We start from the raw sequence: 18,619 nt of genomic DNA on the forward strand, positions 1-18,619 counted from the left end.
AATAAATTCTAAGAATTCAATTATTTCATCTATTCTATTATTGAAAAATCTAATTTCAACATTTTTGCAATTTAAATCATCTAGTTGCTTAATAGAATCATAAAGATTGTATGCTCTTTCAGTATTATAATCAATTATTGCATTAGATACAAAAAAACAATCATTAAATGATAGATCAATATCGGGGAAAAGATCAGGAACAGAAGTTATAAATCCAAAATTATTTTCAATTAAGAAATTAAAGTATTCTTTGATATCTTTATTTTCATAAACTGTAAGTAATTGTTTTAATGTTTTATTTTTATGCAATGTTAATATCTCAAACAATTGCCTATTAATAATTAAGAAAGTATTGTTTTGTATATCGCAAATAATAGACTTTGAATAGCCATTTACAGGAATGCAGTTTGCAAAAAGTTTGAATGTGTCATTCGAATTCATCGAAATTAATAATTTTAGTTATTGGTTTATAAAAATTATCGGGTATTACTTTTCTTGATTGTATTTTTTTTATCGTAATTGTATTTCTTCTTACTTCAGATTCAGATTTGAAGTTTTCTAAAATATGCGTCTTTCTCAAATATGGTGAAAGAGAATTATTTTTGAATTGATTTTTCATTTTGGATTAAATCAAAGGCTATATATTTTTCAATGTTGTAATTGCAATAAACAGATACCCAGTCAAATTGACCTTGACAATTATTTTCAAGAAAATAAAAAGTATTATTTGCATCAACAATAAGATCGATAGAACCTGTGTTTATACTTTTAATTTTGAAAAATTTTTTTATTTTTTTCTGGATTGTTAAAGGTAATGAAAAAGGGATGTATCTTTTAGGCATTTCAGAAGTTGCTATTCTGAAGTCTATCTGTTCACTTCCCTTATTATCTGAAAATATTGCCATAGAAAACATTTTATCTTCATATACAAAAACTCTCACTTCGAAAATTTTATCGATAAACTTCTGAAACAGACATAAATTAAAGTTATCGTTTAATGTATCTAATTCATTTAATTCTAAAAGCATTGTTTCTCTTCCAATAGCAACAAAATAATCATCTTCAATTTGAATGGGATTTTTAATACTTTTTGTGATAATTTTGCCTCCGTTCCTACTAATAAATTCAATTAACTTTGTTTTGTTATTAGTGACAAGTGTATCTGGAATATTAAATCCGGTTTTTCTTGCAAAATATAAATCTAAAATTTTATTATGTTGTTCCTCATCAGTAAACTCTCCTATATATTTTCCTTCATTTTTTGAAATTTTTTCCCATGCTTTTAATATCAGATTGTCGTCTAATCTAATTTCATTTTTGTAAGGGAAAAAATTTAACTCATCAGGAAAAGTATTTAGCTTTGCCCTTCTATGAAAAGTATTGTCAGATAATCCTTCAATAGACTTATCATTTATTTCAAACGTAAAATCACTGTAAGTTTCAACATTATTTCTTTCAACATTATATCCTAAAAATAGAATCCATTCTATTATTTTGTCTGATGTAATATCTAATTCCTCTGTAATTAGTTGAATCATAAAGATTTTATTTTAGAAAAAATATGATCACGAAATTTTTTTTCATTTATTTTATATTCTTTGGGAATATCTATATTGTATATAATTTTATCATAATATAAAGGTGGTAAGCCTACTTTCTCTCTAAACAGGTCTACTTCTTCAATATTTTCTATAGGAAACAATTCATACTGTGTATTTGTTCCAAATCTTTGTTTTCCTGAGCGGGAAATATTATATTCATCTTCAAATGCCGCAAAAAAATCTCTTTCAATATTTCCTTTATCTATTTGAGATGTAATGTATGGCTTGAAGAAATTCCAAATAAAATTATTTTCTCCATAAGTTAATCGATGATGCCAGAGCAATATCCATCCATTTTCGAAATATCCATACTTTTTTGTTATATCAATATATTCCTGAATGTTTAATGAATCAGTATTTTTCATCAGTCCCAGTTTTAATTTTTCAAAATTTTTATCCTGAAAGTGTATATACTTACTATATTTATTAATACTCAAACTATCTTTATTATTAACTGCATCAATATATTTTTGCAACATTTCACCACTCTGTTCCTCATTAACTCCTAGGTAATAGTTTGGAAGTGATCTAACGTATTGATCTTTAGTAACAAGATTTTCAACTTCTATGAAAGTAGAAATGCTTTTCAAATTTGTATAGTATTCTTTTACTAAACTTTTATAGATTTTGTTAATATTTTTAATTGATTTCGAATTTTTATATGGTTGTAATGGGGAGTAACTGTTTATAAGGTCTAATGGAGTATTGTATTTGGTTATAGCTTCTTTTAAAAAACAATCTGCAATTTTTAAATTATTCAATTTTAAAGCTACACCAGCCGCAGTTAGCAACTCGTAAGAAGTTTGCGGAGGTGCATATTTAAATGCTTTTGTAAAATAACTCAAAGATTGAGAATATTCTTTATCGTATAAACTAACTTGCGCAGCATAAATTAGAGAGTTTCTTTTATCTCTATTGTTTTGTGCAAAGCATACCTGTGTAAATAATACAAAAAAAGTTAAAAATTTACTAATCATAATAAATATTAAAATCAACTATATCGCAATGGACATAGTTGATCATTGTTATTTTTAGTTACAAACGGTTTGTGAGCAAGAACTAAACGTTTCGTTTTTATCTAGTTTTCCGTTGTTATTGTTATCATAATAACCGTCGGTAGTTATCGTTGTACAGCCATTTTCTTTTCTAACATCAGTAGATGTTTGAATATAACGGCTACCACAGATAACAGACATTTTCGTTTTGTTTAAAATTTTAATTTCTTTTTTCATCTTTTTAATTTAATTGCAATTAATTTCACTACATGTTGTTTTAACTTCGCCTTTGTCCATCTTTCCATTACCATTCGTGTCATTATATCCATCAATTGTAGTTTGAACACAAGTCCCCCCATCAGGAGACTGAATATTTCTTGTACTTGACGAAGTCTGAATCCATTTTCCTCCAGTAAGAATTGACATTTTTGAGGTACTAATTTTCTTGTTTTCTAAATTTTTAACTTTCTTGTTGTCCATTTGTTTAATTTTTAAAATTAATAAATTTCTTTTTGTCATATAATCCCTGACATGGGCTTTTTTGCTGATCAACTTTGTTAACAATTTTCATAGTGCGCAATATGAAAATAAATATGGGTCATTGTGTTTTTATCCTGAGCAAAGATGCCATAAAAGAAAGTAATTTTGCAAATGTTAGGTTTATAGATTCAAGAATTTATACTTCTAAATTCTTGAATCCACAATATATAAGTAATTGAAAATCATCACATTTCACGGCGCAGCAAGTCTTATGATTCAATTTCTTTCAAATAAGTAGAAAGGGTAGTTCCCGCTCTTTTTTTGAAAGCTAAATTAAAAGAAAACTCGTTATTATACCCTAATTCTTCGACAATGAATGGAATTTTATATAAAGAAAATTTTCTATCAGTAGCTAACCTATTTATTGCATAATCTATGTGATGGTAATTCATATAAGTTGCTAATTTTTTTTCTTGTAAATATTAATTTCAGATAAATATTGAGTATTTGTTTTAAACTTTTTCCTAAACTGATTATTAATTCCTGATTAAGTAATAGTAAGCTGTGGAAGAAAAAACATTGTTTGACAGCAAATATTCATTCCTGCCTTGTACGAAATGATTAAAAACCACAATCCTGTAGAAGTATTTCTATCTCTACTGTCGAAAAGTATCTTTATACTTTATGTAAAAAAGATTGCTAATCTGAAAGGAATATCTCCGCCTGGTTTTCAGGGAGGGAATTTTTTGAAAAAATTGAATTTCTTTTACATTGGTCTTAGCAATACAAAATTTCAAGGTATTGCTTTCACTGGGAATAAAACGAAAGTAATAATTTGTAATGTTTCATCGCCATTAAACCTACAGGATATACAGTATATTGTGTTTTTGTTATATACAAAAAGCAGGTACGTCATGCCTGCTTTTGTTTGAATTTTTATTAGATACGAAAGACCGAATACATCAATTTCATTATAAACAAAGTAATATATAAAACTAATTCAATCATATGATAAGTTTTTAATTATTCATTTAAGATTATTCTCAGGGTTTTGATGATAATAATGAAAAGAATGGTTTTTCTAGCTTAAATTATGAATAATAATTTTCTACTGTTATTTTGAGAATACAAATTCCAATATCATCTGGATAGATTAAAATTATAAACCAAAATTCATTTCAAGCATTAAATATCTCGGAAATAAAGAATATTCTGTAGTGTACTTAGAATAGCTTGTAATAGCAATTTCTTTAAACTTTCTTGTATTAAAAAGGTTATTTCCTATTAGCGAAAAAGAAATATTTTTATTGTATTGATAACTAATTTTGAAGTCTAAAAAATTATAAGAATTTTCTTTATTGAAATAACCATTAAATGAGTAATAGTTATTTTTTAGTTCAAACTTTGTTTTTTCATTTATTATAAAGAGAAGTTCCAAGAATGCCTGCTGATTAAGAATTTTACTTTGTTGCTGATCAGTATTAATTTTTGAAACATTTAAATTTGTTCCAATACTATAATTAATGCTTTTTTTCCAACCGGATTTTAATTGAAAACCTATTTTACTATAGGATGAAAAAACTTTCCTAAAATTACTATTGTCTAATTGATCTTCATATTTTGATGTCCCAATGGTGTATAAAATTTTAAAATTAGAATGTATTACTTTTAAATAATAATTAAGATCTGTAGAAAACAGATAATCATTTCTGTCTTTCAGAAGTAGCAAATCAGAACTGGTGTACTCCTGATTAATTTTATATTTATATGACAGGTAGTCATGATAGTTGGTGTAAGATCCATACAGATTTATAAACACTCTGTCATTCCAGTTTCCATAAGTATATTTAAGTGATACACCAGAGTTTTTCAAATAATCAAAATCATTAATTCCGCGAACTAAGCTTCTTGGGTTTTCGCTAAAATAATTGGGAAGCATATCAATAATACCAGTACTATTTCTTGATAAAAATAAAGAAGAGCTTATCTTTCCTTTGTTGTGTACTACCCAGGAGAAATTTAGAGTAGGAATAAGAAAAAAATATTCTTTTTGCTTATAAGCTTCATTTTCAAATCTATTACTTACATAGTGAATATCCAATTGTGGATTTATCTTAAATTTTCCAAATGATGAAGTATATTTTAAAAATATGCCAAAATCATTACTATTATTTTTAAAATCATTTCGATAATTGTCAGGAAAAATAAAATTAGATAAATCCTTTTCAAAACTCATAATATTACTGAAATTTTGTTTTGTATTATGATTGTAAAATGATAGATCCCAAAGACTTTCATTTTCAGTCCTATAGAGTAATTGTGAAACGATTCCTAAAAATTGGAGTTTAGAATTCGAATTCTGACTAAAATTTTGAATATTCCCATAATTTATAAATAACTCATTGAAAAAAAACTGATCAGAAAAGCTATAATCTGAAATACTTTGATCTAAAATTCTTACACCATTTAACCAAACTAACTTTTCATTTATTTTTTTTGTAAGCAATATATTGCTATCAACCGAATGATTATGAGTCTTTTGATCTACATTCCAAGGCAATCCATTAAGGGTTTGATTCTCATTTTTATTATTTTGCCAATAATCAATATTACCGGAATATTTAAGCACCATTTTTTTTGAAATATCATACTCAAAATCCCACTTATTAAAATAATCTGTCTTTTTTGAATTTCTGTAAAAATTTTCAATGTTGGTAAATTTTTTGTCTCCTAAAATATAGTCTGTCGTAGATGCTTTGCCAAAATTAAATTTTTCAAAACTTCCCAAACTTATTACTTTTAGCTTCATTTTTTTACTTAAATTAAAAATAGCATTTGCTGAGACTAGTTTATCATTATTAAATTTCGCTTTTTGCGAGCCAAAGGGAAGATAAATAAAATTATTAACTCCAAATTTGTAAGATTCAGTATCAATATTTATGAATCCTGGTTCATCCTGCATTGAAGGTTTTATGAGATGGTTTATATCTCCTATATTGTCAACACCTATAGTGTTCATACTGCCTATAAGAAAAAATTTTGCATTTCTTCCAAATTTTGTTAGTGTTAACTTTTCTGAATAAAAATCTTCTGGAAAAAAAGAAGCAGATACATCTGTATTTCCAAACCAGTCTCGTTTAGCACCGTCTTCTAGTGTAAGATTTAATGAAACTTTTTCGGAGTTTTCGACACCTTTTAGTAATTTGTTATTAGAATAATTTTGCAAAATCTGGACTTTTTCGATAGGCTTCACAGGCATATTTTTAGTAAGGAGAGTATATCCTTTCTCAAAGAAATCATCATTTTCTACCATTATTTTTTCAATCTCTTTTCCACCAACTGTTATTTTACCATCACTTTCCACCGTAATACCGGGTAATTTTCTTAAAAGATCTTCTACATTTTTTTCTGTCCCATTTAGAAATGATTTTGCGTTCATTTCTATAGTATCAGCTTTTATTTTTATGGGTTTAGAGGCCGTAAGAATGACTTCTTCAATCTTTTGTTCTTTTTCTTGATTTAAACTGTAATTTTTTTTTAAATCTCCTGCGAGAGTAAAAACATCTTCAATTTTGGTGTAGCCAATTGCATTTACACTGATTTTATAATTCCCTTCTTTGACATTAGATAACATATAAAACCCTTTATCATTAGTAAGAACATAATCTATTGTTTCATCAGTTTCTGTATCTATTAACGATACGATTGCTCCAGATAAAGGATTTTCCTTCTCTTTATTGATTGTTCCGGAAATTGATTGTGCATTAAATTTAAACAACGCAAATAATAACGTTATAAAAAACAATTTATAACAAAAAACAGACAAACAACTTTGTCCGTTAAAAATGATTATTTGTGTTTTTACCCCTATTCCCATTCAAATTTATTTTCTATCATTCCTCTGGCATTTCCTCCTATTGTTTCCACTTTACCCAATTTTGCTCCGTTAGGAAGCTGTATTTTACTTAATATAATACTTTGATCTTCGTCATTATTATCATCAATTTTTTTAACCAAATCCTTAATGCCAATTTTTGGTAATGATTTTATGTATTTTGAACTGTAGTCTGGTGTTCCATTAAAGGGATATTGTATGTTTTTAACAACCCAATATCTGTAATTTATTCCTACTGTAGTAATTTCTAAAATTAGCCCAGGTAATCCCTTAAATTTGTAAGGTCCAATGGACACTGGTATTTCTTGAGTATAATACGCTTCAATATTGGTACCTCTAAATGTTGCGGTAGCCTTCTTGCAAGTGTATTTACCTATTTTTTTTGTTTCCTTATATTTTAGATTCCATTTTATTGGTGGAGGATTATCGGATACTATGTAATTCGTTTTCTTTATTTGATAGGTAAAATATGTATTATTTTTACTTATATCATCAATCAAAATATTTCTATACCTTTTAACGCCTTTATCTTTTTCAATAGTAACATCTGAGCCGTATTCTCTTGGTTTGTATTTTTTTTCAAGAATAGAATCCACTATGCTAACCTTATAGCCATTGTTTAAATACACCTCTTCTTCAGTCTCAAACGCTTCAGAAGGTCTGTAAGCATAGGTTACTTTTATGTTTTGAGAAAATGATAATGCATATAATAATACGCATAAAAAAAATGATTTGTATAGTAATTTCATTACAATATTATTTATTAAAATAAAAATTAGAGCTTTCTAAATTCCAAATAATAAGTCATTTAGAAGCTCTAAAATGTTTTTACAGATTAAGACCGGCAATAAATGCTGCCTTTATAGCGCCACATTGTGCTTGTGCTAAAGTCGGATCATCACCACCGTCAACTTCAAATGGAAAAGTCTGTATTTTAACACTTCCGTCAGCATACGTAGTTTTAACAGTAATTATGCATAATCTTCTAGCTGCAGTTGAATCAAAATTGAAAGATTCTTTTAGTTCTGTAGTTGCAGTATTTACCGAAGGGACATTCTCTGAATTTGAAGTTGTAGCAGCTAGCGCCGAACCTGAGATCATTAGTGTAGCAAAAGCTCCTAATATAAATTTTTTCATTTTCTTAAATTTTTGTATTAAATAACTTACTTGTCATATAATCCCTGACATGGGTTTAACAAATAACATTTTATACTTACAATTTTATACTGCGCACATACAAAATCCAATATTTATGTTTTTTGTTGAAGCAAAGATGCTATAAAGAAAACCGGCTTACAAATGGTAGATTTATAGATTCAAGAATTCACCTATCTAAATTCTTGAATCTATAAAATCTAAATACCTAAAAACCAGTATATTTCATAATATTACACTTCTTGTTTTTCAATTTCTTTCAAATAAATAGAAAGGGTAGTTCCTGTTCTTTTCTTGAAAGCTAAAGTAAAAGCTTGCTCGTTGTTATATCCTAAGTCTTCGGCAATGAATGGAATTTTATATGAACGAAATTTTCTATCGATAGCTAATCTGTTTATTGCATAATCTATGCGAAGATCATTTAAATACGTTGCAAAGTTTTTTCCTTTGTAAATATTAATGATTTCTGATAAATATCGAGTATTTGTTTTTAAACTTTTTGCTAAACTGGTTAAGGTAATACCTTTCTTAAGAAAAAGTTCTTCATTCTCAAAAAACTGCAATTCTTTTAAAATAGACTGTACAACATCTTCAGAAATAGTTTTAGCTAATTTATTCTCTATTTTCCCAATATTTTCTTCTATCATTTTATGATTGTCAGTCCCAATATCTGAAATATCAGAAAGTAGTTCTTCGGGTATAGATTTTTCATTTATTTCCGCATTTTGAGATGAGATTTCAGGTAGCTTATTATTTATAACTTCTAAATTTCTTTTTGCAATACTATTAATTAAATCTTGTGCAATTTTTATCTGCTTTTTTTCTGTTTTTTTTGATTTATAATATAAATATAGTACCACTAAAAGAAGTAATATTAAAATACTAATAGAAGAATATAAAATAGTCTTCCTATTCTTTAAATCATTAATAATATCCTCTTTTTCCTCCAAAAGCTTAGGTGTATCATATTTTCTTGGTAGCTCCATTGATAAGTATGTAAACTGCTCATCCAGCTTTTTATCAACTTTAAAAAAGCGATCGATAAAATATAATTGTTTTTCTTTATCATTCTTTTGTTTGGAATAGTTGATAAGATACATATAAACTTCTCGAAGTTCAAGAAATGTAACGCTATTTTTTTTAACATTAGAATCTAATAAAGTAAAATACTCAAATGCTTTATTGTTCTCTCCTAATCTAATGTAAACCTTCCCTAAACTGTACAAAATATAATTGACATTGTTATCGTTGATATTCGAAAAATAATTATAAGACTTTAGCAGGTTCTCTTTAGTATTTTTATATTTGCCTCGTTTAAGATCTAGCACTCCAGATAAGTACAAATATTGATTAAGAGTATATTGATTTTTATTAAGACGAAGCGATTTTAATCCTTCGTTAATGAAAATGGCTGCCGAGTCAAGTTTGTTGATTTCTAAGTAACAATTTACTAAACTTACACGAGTTTGATCTTGCTGATATTTGTCTGCGGTAAATTTTTCATTATATAAATAGTATCTAAATGTTCTTGCTGCCTCTAAATTCTTACCTATATAACAATTTAAATATGCAATATTCATATTTGTAGCGTCAATCAATTCTTGATTCTTATTAATTTTTGCGTACTTTAATCCTAATATGTAATTGTCCAAGGAAAATTTAAGCTTATCATATTTGTAGTAGAGATTACCTTTCAGTAAATATACCTTAGCCATTGAAATATTATTTGAAGACTTTTTAGACATTATAATCATACTGTCTAGGTATCTTATAGCATTATTAAAGTTCTCACTAAGATGTGCAATTATATAACCTTGTGTAATTTGTTCATCATTTCTTTCGTGCTTAGCTTTTTTTATGTAGAAACTAGCAATAGCTTTAGATTCAACAACTTTATCGCTATTATAATAATCGTAAAAGCTGTCTCTCAATTCTGTATAATTATACTTTCTTAAAACATTCTCATTTAATGTATTTTGTGCGAATATACAATCAAACCCAAGTGATAAAAATAAAAGAATCCAAAATTTAAGTCTCATCATTTGTTAATATATTTTACAAAAGTATAATTTTAATTGATATAATTAAAAAACATGGAAAAAATTGAATTTCAACACCTTAGCATTATAAATTTATAAATCTATATTCTACAATTTTTGTTAATCTAAAAAATATCACTTTATTTGTCATGAATTTTTAAAATAAATATCAAATGAAAAACGCAAAAAAACAACCAGAAAAGAAATTGTCTTTAAAAAAATTGCAAGTAATTAAAATTAGTAATATGAAAGCAATTAATGGCGGTTATGGTGGTCAAGGATTAGAACTTTATGGTGATGGTGAACCCACTCCTCCAATAAGACAAAATCCCAGTTCTCAATGTAATGACAAATAAGAAATGAGAAAAATAATATTTATCATTATCTGTCAATTAATTATTTTTAAGGTTTTTGGTCAAAAAACAAATTTAGCTGCTTCACAATCTATAGCAGAAAACTATTTTGGTGTTGAGATTGTCGATGAATATCGAAACTTGGAAGATTTAAAGAACCCTCAAACCATTGACTGGATGAAGTCTCAAACAAATTATTCTAACTCTGTATTGAATAAAATTCCTTTAAGGGATTATTATATGCAAAAACGAATGGAGTTTGATAAAAGACAGGGATATTCTATTTCAAATTTAAAAATTACTGATAATGATAAATATTTTTATTTGAAAAGAAATGCTAATGAGAAAATAGCAAAACTATATCATAAGCATGGCTTCTTCGGAAAAGAAGAATTATTATATGATCCTACTAACTATAGAAGTAGTGAACAGAATCACAGTTTTATAATAAATTATATAAGTCCAAGTTGGAATGGTAATAAAATTGCTATTTCTATAACTGAAAAAGGTAAAGAATTGTCGGACATAATTATAATGGATGTAAAAACAAGCTATATCCATCCTGAAGTTATAAAGAATGTAGCCCCCGCCACTTTAGATGGCGTAAAATGGCTAGATGATAACAGCGGCTTCTTTTTTGTTTCATTTTCTACTATTGATTCTTCATCTCCGGATTTCTATAAAAATACAAAAACCGTTTTATATAAAATTGGTGACAATCCTGATGTAAAATTGGACGTGTTTTCTTCCCAAAACAATCCGGAACTAAATATTACAGAGGATCAGTTTCCAATGATATTGGATTTTGATTTAAATGATGAATATTATTTAGGAATGCTTGTAGACTTAGGATTTTATAGAAAAACATTTATAATTAAAAAAAAGGATTTGCTGGCAGGAAAAAAAAATTGGAAACTTCTTTCAGAACCAGATGATAAAGTGAAAAATTTAGAATTGGTAAAAGGCAATGGTATTTTTTTATCAAGTTATAATACTTACTTTAATAAATTATGTAAAGTAGATCTTAACAAACCGGATTTTAAAAATGCAATAGTTTTAGTTCCCGAAAAAAAACATGAAATCATCAAAAGCTTTAGAATTACAAAAGATGGTATTTATTATACTACAACTAAGAATGGTATAGAAGCTAAATTGTATTTATATAGCCACGGTAAAGATAACTATATAAAACTCCCTTATCCTTCAGGAAATATTGATTTAGAATCTAAAGGCGAAAATTATTCTGACATTTGGATAACTTGTTCAGGTTGGGCAAATGACAGGCAGAGGTTTAAGTACGATCCAAAAAATAAAAGTTTCAAACCTGAAAATCTAGTACCTTTAATTGAGTACCCTGAGTTTAGGGATATAATAGCAAAAGAGTTAATTGTAAAAGCCAGAGACGGAGAAGAAATTCCATTATCTTTAATTTATAATAAGAATATCAAAATGAATGGAAAAAACCCTTTGTTAGTAGAAAGCTATGGATCATATGGAGTATCTTACAATCCATATTTTGCCAAGAGTTATCTATTATGGGCAAATCAGGGAGGCATAATGGCAATTGCTCATGTTAGAGGAGGAGGAGAAAAGGGAGAAAAATGGCGATTAGGGGGATATAAAGAAACAAAGCCTAATTCATGGAAGGATCTTATAGATTGTACAGAATATTTAATAAAAGAAAACTATACATCAAAAGATAAAGTGGCTATTTGGGGAGGAAGTGCTGGAGGAATTACAGTAGGCAGAGCGATGACAGAAAGACCAGATTTGTTTAAAGCTGTTATTGCGGAAGTAGGAGTAATGAATCCTCTTAGAGATGAAGTAACACCAAATGCGCAACCAAAAGAATTTGGAACAGTTAAGGATCCAAAAGAATTTAAGATACTTTTAGAAATGGATTCTTATCATCATATTAAAAAAGGAGTAAAATATCCTGCAACATATATAACCGGAGGAATAAATGATGATAGAGTAATCGTTTGGGAACCTGTAAAGTTTGCGGCTAAGCTTATGGCGAATAACTCTTCTTCAGATCCGATATTATTAAAAATAGATTTTGATGGAGGACATGGAGCTAATATTCCTACAAATCAGTTTTATTCCAATTTGTCAGATATTTTTGCTTTTGCTTTCTGGCAGTTAGGACATCCTGATTACCAGCCAAAAGAAAACTAAAATGTCTCGGTTCCCTTATCAATTTTTTGACGAGTTCGTTGTTCGCACTCCTTTATTTTCATGCAGAGATTTTCAGGAAACAATCAGTAAATCTCAAATTCCAGGAAACAAGATCAGAGAAATTTGTTCTGATCCCATATTTCAGGAAGCGCTTTATTTAGCTTCACCCCATCTTCATCTTGAAGTCATAAAATGGCTCAATTCTGAAAGAGAACCTGTATCAAAAGACTTTGAAAAATTAAAAAACACAATACTAAAATATTACAGCCGGATGAGTACTCGCTGTACGCCGTTCGGCTTATTTTCCTCAGTAGGCTTAGGAAAGTTTTCAGAAGAATTAATGCCTTTTAATAAAGATGATGCTAAAGAATCAGCAGATGCCCTGATCCGCGATACCAAGCTGGATATGCATTTCCTTGTTTCTCTGGCTCAATACTTTGAAAAAAGCCCGGAGATAAGAAACAGGCTTTCGTTTTACCCTAACAACAGTATTTATAAGGTAGGCAATAAAATCCGCTATATAGAATATCAGTACACGTCGGGAAAAAGAGAATATATTATTTCCTCTGCTCCGCTTTCTGAAGAACTGGAGCAAATAATAAATTTTTCCAGACAGGGAAAAACAATACAGCAGATTGCAGAAATACTAATCAGTGAAGAGATCGAAGGTTCATCAACTTCGCAGAAGCAAATAACAAGAGAAGAAGCTGAAGAATTTATTGAAGAACTCATCGATAATCAGGTTCTTGTAAGTGAACTTGAACCGAATGTTTCCGGAGATGATTTCTTCGACACGATTCTTTCTGTTCTGAATAAAATAAATGCAGAACATGAAGTACAGGTTTTAACATCAATTAAGAAAAAGCTTGAAGAGTTGGATCATACTATTGGAAATCCCATTTCTATTTATACAGAAATTGAAGAACTGATCCGTTCTTTTACAATAGATTATGAGCAGAAATATTTGTTTCAGACAGATCTTTATCATGGAGCAGAGTTTACATTACCACCAGTCTGGAAAAAAGAATTAAAGAAAGGAATCTGTTTTCTTAATAAAATAACGCTACCACAAAAAGAAACTCAGCTTGAGCAATTTAAAAGAGCATTTTTTGAAAGGTTTGAAACTCAGGAAGTCCCTTTGTTAAATGCTCTTGATACTGAGATTGGTGTCGGATATCTTCAAAATAATTCGGCAAAGGGAATTCATCCTTATCTGGAAGACCTGAAGTTTCCGGGTTCCGGAAAAAAACAGGATTTACAGTTGATACTTAATTCTATTCACAGGATTCTAAATGAAAAACTGCAGGAAGCTTTATTAGAACAACAATATAAAATTGAACTTTCAGATAACGACTTCAAAGACTTCGAAGAAGAGAACTGGGATGATCTTCCGGCTACAATTTCTTTTATGGCTGAAATTTTTTCAGAAGGAGATCAGGAAAAAATGATACTGAACGGCAGTACCGGAAAAAGTGCAGCCAATCTTTTGGGAAGATTCTGTTCAGACAAATCGGAAGTGAAAGATTTAACAAAAAATATTGCTAAGAAAGAAGAAGCGTTGTATAAAGATTATATTCTTGCAGAAATTACTCATCTTCCGGAAGCAAGAATAGGAAATATTGTAAGAAGACCTACTTTAAGGGAATATGAAATTCCTTTTCTTGCACAATCTGTTTTATCTGCTGATTACCAAATTTCGGCAGAAGATCTTTTTATCTCTGTAAAAAATAACAGGATCGTTTTACGTTCAGGGAAATTAAACAAAGAGGTTAAACCCTATCTCACTAATGCCCACAATTACTATAACAATACTTTACCGGTATATCATTTTTTGTCTGATCTCCAGTCGCAGGACATCAGATCCGGACTGTATTTTAATTGGGGCGGATTGGAACAGATCTATAAATTTCTCCCGCGTGTTGAGTACAACAATATCGTTCTTTCAAAAGCACAGTGGAAAATCACAGAAAAAGATCTTGCTTTTTTATCTGAAAAAAATCTAAGCAATGATAAGATTATTTCGGAACTGAAAGACTGGAGACTGAAACGAAAAATTCCTCAATGGATTCAATTGGTGAAATCCGACAATACTTTATCCGTCAATCTGGAAAACGATGATATGGTAGCTGTTTTTTTACAAACGGTAAAAACAGAAAAGTCGGTTGTTATTGAAGAATTTTTACACAATCAGTATGATGATTTCAGGCGGGAATTCATATTTCCCATGTATAAAGTAAAATAAAAAGCACTATATAAATGATGAAAAGAAAATTTGCTCCGGGAAGTGAATGGTTATATCTTAAAATTTACACAGGAATAAAAACGGCAGACCTTATTTTAGAAGAGTCTATAGAGCCCTTGGTAAAATATTTTCAGAAAGAAAATTATATTCGCAAATGGTTTTTTATCCGATACAATGACCCCAAACCTCACCTGAGGGTAAGGTTTATGCTGACTGATATCCAAAACTACACTGAAGTTTTAAAAAGTATTAACGCTTCTCTTCAAAACTTTACACAAAGCGGGGAAATTTCGAATATTGTAATATATACTTACAAAAGGGAAATCGAACGTTATGGAGAAAATACGATGGAAGATGCGGAAGTTTTCTTTTATAGAAACAGTGAGTTTACTCTGCAATGTCTACATTATGACGATGAGGAAAAGATTATTGTCAGCCTTTTTTTGATTGACGAGATGCTTAGTAAATTAAATCTTTCAGTTCAGGAAAAGTTGGAATGGATGAAAGATTTTAATGATGCTTTTAAAAGAGAATTCAATGCCGATAAAAAACTTAATTCTCAATTGGATAAAAAGTACAGAGAGTTTAAACCCAAATATTTGGATTTCTTGAGTTCAGACGAATTTTTGGAAGAGAGGAGTGCTTTTTTATCACATATTGAAGAATACAACGCTGCTTTACAAAATCTCCTTCATCACAATGAAAATCAATCTTTAAGAATTTCTTTGAGAAACTTCTTTCAAAGCATATTCCACATGAATATCAACAGGCTTTTTGTTTCTAATCAACGATTGTTTGAGATGATTATTTATGATTATTTGGTGAGATATTATAAATCAGAAAACTTTCACCATCTTTGGCAAACATCATAATAGATCCGAATATATAAATATAGTTGGTTAAAGGATTTTACAAAAATGTGGCTCAAATATACCATGCTTAAAACATTATGACTATAAAGCCTAATCTGATCAAATAAAATTCTGCAATTTGGGATCTAAATAAAAACTAAATTCGTTGTGATGTTTTAAAAACACAAAGATCATGTTTTCAACTACTTACCTATTGTTTGTCATTATACAACTTGTTATTTTTGTTTAAATATCACAAATGAAACAGGAAGATTTTGACAAACTGAGTAAAAAACTTCTTTTAATTGCTCCCAATGAAATTAAGATCAGACAGAAGTTTATCTATAAGCGGTTTTTTATTTTCGAACACGAAGAATTGGGAACAATAGGAAGGATATCCCTTAGAAAAAAAGACTTTAACCGGGAAAGTATTTTTGTATGTGAAATTCATACAGGCAATAATGATCCTACTAGGTCAAAAAAGGAAAAACTGCTTTTCCGTTACTGGATAAGATTTCAGAAAGAGCAGAATTTCTATTTCCAGATAACCATACTGAAGAGGATGAAATTTTATAAAAACGAGAATCTTTGTTCTACTCATTATATTCTTTTCAAAAATTGTAAACTTAAAAAAAAATTAGTAGCTTAGTGTTTTGAGATGCAGGACTGCATCGATAATTAATTTTTTTTCATCATTTGTGTTTTTTAAAGAGACTGCCTTTTGAGACAGCCTCTTTTTTTATTACTGACTGCTAATTCTTAAAAGTCTACATAGTTGTTCCTTAAAATCTATTTAACACATTGAATATTAATACATTAATTACTAATTTATTTGTATTTTTTCACCAATCTTCGTATCTTAAAGCTTTAAAACCTTGCAAATATGTTAGGAAAAAATCCCAAAAAGCAGCCAGAGTTATTTCGTCCGATGTTGGTAGATTTTATCGACAATAAACATGAACTTGTCTTACTTTCAGAGAAAATAGACTGGGATTATTTCGAGAAAGAATTTTCTCCGCTTTATTCTAGAGCGGGCAATCCGAGCCATCCGATTCGTTTCATGGTGGGCTGTTTGCTTTTGAAACATCTTTATAATTTGGGTGATGAGACTCTTGCTTTAGCTTGGATTATGAACCCTTACATGCAGTATTTTTGTGGAAGGGTTTTCTTTGAACACCAATTTCCTTGTGACCCGAGTAATTTTGTTCACTTTAGAAAGAGAATTGGCGAAAAAGGCATCGAGAAAATCTTTTCCTACAGCGTAAAAATGCACGATGCAAAGACCGGTACCTCGAATTTTGTGATATCGGATACTACGGTTCAAGAGAACAATACCACTTTTCCTACGGATGCAAAGCTTTGCAAAAAAGTAATCGATTATTGCAATAAAATAGCCCAAAACGAAGGCATAAAGCAAAGGCAGCGCTACACGAAGATCAGCAAACAGATGGTTCGAAACACCTATAACGGCAAACATCCAAAACGGGCAAAAACGGCAAGAAAGTCTCAAAGACAACTCAAAACCATTGCTATGAGGCTGATTCGTGAATTGGAGCGTAATTTTAATACAGAACAGAGAGAATTTTATAAAGATTTAATAAAACTTTATACCAAAGCAGTCACTCAAAAAAGAAACGATACGGATAAAATCTACAGCATCCACAAGCCATTTACCCGATGTATTGCCAAAGGAAAAGCTCATAAGCAATATGAGTTTGGCAATAAAGTAGGCTTGATAACCACTGCTAATGAAGGCAAGAAAATTATTCTCGGCATTAAAGCATTTTTACAAACGCCTTATGATGGTCACACCATTGAGCCACTTTTGGAGCAAATGGAAAACAGCGGTCAAAAACTTCCAAAAGAACTCGTTTACGACCGTGGTGGAAAGGGAAAAGCCGAGATAAAAGGCGTTAAAATCTCCATTCCATGCACTCCGAGAAAAGCAGACACTCCTTATCAGAAACAGACAAAACGAAAAAAGTTCAGAACCAGAGCAGCAATAGAGCCAATCATCGGACATCTGAAAACTGATTTCAGGTTGGCTCAAAATTACTTCTCGGGAGAAGCGGGGCCACAAATCAATGCTTTATTATCAGCAACCGCTTGGAATATGAAGAAAATGATGGAAATTTTCAAAAAGAAAATTATTTTCTATTTTTCAAACTTACTTCATTTTATTATTTATTGGGTTTTCTATAATAAAAAATTGAAATTCAGAGCTTGTTAAGGAGCGACTAATTATTAAAAGGGATAGTTTTAAAACGTAAATCATTGAATAAATGTGTGTTATAAAAGTTTAAATAACGTAAGTTGTTCTCTATCAAACCATTCGAAATTTCGAATAGTTTTTTGTATAATTCGTATAATTCTTTTAAGAAAGGATATAAACGAAAATATAGCTAACTCAATATATTAAGTCAAGTGATAAATTTTTGAAAAAGTTCATACGGATCACACCTTACCTTTCTTCTCATGCTTTTAGCCTGTGCCCACTTCTTTTCAATAGGATTTAAATCGGGGCTGTAAGGAGGCAGAAACAGAATAGAATGTCCACTTTTTTCTATGGCAGCAATACTATCGGATCTTTTATGGAAGGTTGCATTGTCCATTACCAGAACTGAATTTGCAGGAATCGAATGAAGGAGCTCCTGAGTTACCCAGGCATGGAAAACATCGGCATTGATATTTCCTTCAAACAATCCTACATTGAGGATATTAAAATCCAGAATAGCTCCAATGGCGTTCACTCTTCCTTTATTATGCCAGTCTTTAACCCCGTAAGATCTTGTTCCTTTTAAGCTATAGCTGTAATCCCTTGGTGCATCGG

The 18,619-nt window shown here is 29.4% G+C and carries 16 protein-coding genes; 6 read left to right on the forward strand and 10 right to left on the reverse strand.

Annotation, left to right across the window (positions count from 1 at the left end; translation table 11 throughout):
- The 9 genes from DD829_RS18655 to DD829_RS18705 all read right to left on the reverse strand — a co-directional run.
- A partial coding sequence (locus tag DD829_RS18655; RefSeq protein ID WP_194294701.1) for a hypothetical protein occupies positions 1 to 441 on the reverse strand: 441 nt, incomplete at its 3' end.
- A 155-nt stretch (positions 442 to 596) separates the two neighbouring features.
- Positions 597 to 1,538: a hypothetical protein gene (locus tag DD829_RS18665; protein WP_116548035.1), complete on the reverse strand. Its 942-nt coding sequence runs from the start codon at positions 1,536 to 1,538 to the stop codon at positions 597 to 599.
- Positions 1,535 to 2,578, reverse strand: coding sequence for a hypothetical protein (locus tag DD829_RS18670; RefSeq protein WP_116548036.1), 1,044 nt, complete (start codon positions 2,576 to 2,578; stop codon positions 1,535 to 1,537). Before DD829_RS18670 ends, DD829_RS18665 begins: the two co-directional genes overlap by 4 nt.
- A gap of 54 nt (positions 2,579 to 2,632) precedes the next feature.
- On the reverse strand, positions 2,633 to 2,833 hold the full coding sequence (locus DD829_RS23390) for a hypothetical protein (protein WP_123906928.1): 201 nt from the start codon (positions 2,831 to 2,833) through the stop codon (positions 2,633 to 2,635).
- 9 nt (positions 2,834 to 2,842) lie between these two features.
- Positions 2,843 to 3,076: a hypothetical protein gene (locus DD829_RS18675; RefSeq protein WP_123906930.1), complete on the reverse strand. Its 234-nt coding sequence runs from the start codon at positions 3,074 to 3,076 to the stop codon at positions 2,843 to 2,845.
- A gap of 1,159 nt (positions 3,077 to 4,235) precedes the next feature.
- On the reverse strand, positions 4,236 to 6,953 hold the full coding sequence (locus DD829_RS18690) for a carboxypeptidase-like regulatory domain-containing protein (RefSeq protein ID WP_116548039.1): 2,718 nt from the start codon (positions 6,951 to 6,953) through the stop codon (positions 4,236 to 4,238).
- On the reverse strand, positions 6,944 to 7,720 hold the full coding sequence (locus DD829_RS18695; RefSeq protein WP_116548040.1) for a GLPGLI family protein: 777 nt from the start codon (positions 7,718 to 7,720) through the stop codon (positions 6,944 to 6,946). The genes DD829_RS18690 and DD829_RS18695 overlap by 10 nt, the downstream gene beginning before the upstream one ends.
- 79 nt (positions 7,721 to 7,799) lie before the next feature.
- Entirely contained in the window at positions 7,800 to 8,108 is a 309-nt protein-coding gene (locus tag DD829_RS18700) for a hypothetical protein (RefSeq protein WP_108411441.1), read from the reverse strand.
- A gap of 251 nt (positions 8,109 to 8,359) precedes the next feature.
- A complete protein-coding gene (locus tag DD829_RS18705; protein WP_116548041.1) occupies positions 8,360 to 10,168 on the reverse strand; it encodes a helix-turn-helix domain-containing protein in 1,809 nt (602 codons plus the stop codon).
- A gap of 170 nt (positions 10,169 to 10,338) precedes the next feature.
- On the opposite strand from DD829_RS18705, the gene DD829_RS18710 reads away from it, so the two are divergent.
- The 6 genes from DD829_RS18710 (at position 10,339) to DD829_RS18735 (ending at position 18,019) form a co-directional block, all read left to right on the forward strand.
- A complete protein-coding gene (locus tag DD829_RS18710; protein ID WP_116548042.1) occupies positions 10,339 to 10,521 on the forward strand; it encodes a hypothetical protein in 183 nt (60 codons plus the stop codon).
- A 3-nt stretch (positions 10,522 to 10,524) separates the two neighbouring features.
- Positions 10,525 to 12,696 (forward strand): prolyl oligopeptidase family serine peptidase, encoded by a 2,172-nt coding sequence (locus DD829_RS18715; protein ID WP_116548043.1) that lies wholly within the window; start codon positions 10,525 to 10,527, stop codon positions 12,694 to 12,696.
- Between the two features lies 1 nt (position 12,697).
- Complete coding sequence (locus DD829_RS18720) at positions 12,698 to 14,938, forward strand: lantibiotic dehydratase family protein (protein WP_108410295.1); 2,241 nt, start codon at positions 12,698 to 12,700, stop codon at positions 14,936 to 14,938.
- 14 nt (positions 14,939 to 14,952) lie between these two features.
- Positions 14,953 to 15,810, forward strand: a complete 858-nt coding sequence (locus DD829_RS18725; RefSeq protein ID WP_108410296.1) for a thiopeptide-type bacteriocin biosynthesis protein — start codon at positions 14,953 to 14,955, stop codon at positions 15,808 to 15,810.
- Positions 15,811 to 16,048: 238 nt separating this feature from the next.
- Positions 16,049 to 16,438, forward strand: coding sequence for a hypothetical protein (locus tag DD829_RS18730; protein WP_116548044.1), 390 nt, complete (start codon positions 16,049 to 16,051; stop codon positions 16,436 to 16,438).
- Between the two features lie 234 nt (positions 16,439 to 16,672).
- Positions 16,673 to 18,019, forward strand: a complete 1,347-nt coding sequence (locus DD829_RS18735; RefSeq protein WP_228408244.1) for an IS5 family transposase — start codon at positions 16,673 to 16,675, stop codon at positions 18,017 to 18,019.
- Positions 18,020 to 18,209: 190 nt separating this feature from the next.
- Here the strand turns inward: DD829_RS18735 and DD829_RS18740 are convergent.
- Positions 18,210 to 18,619, reverse strand: a 410-nt coding sequence (locus DD829_RS18740) for a transposase (RefSeq protein ID WP_133240951.1), incomplete at its 5' end; no start/stop codon positions are given.

Source organism: Chryseobacterium sp. HMWF035 (assembly GCF_003094695.1).
GTDB lineage: Bacteria > Bacteroidota > Bacteroidia > Flavobacteriales > Weeksellaceae > Chryseobacterium > Chryseobacterium gambrini.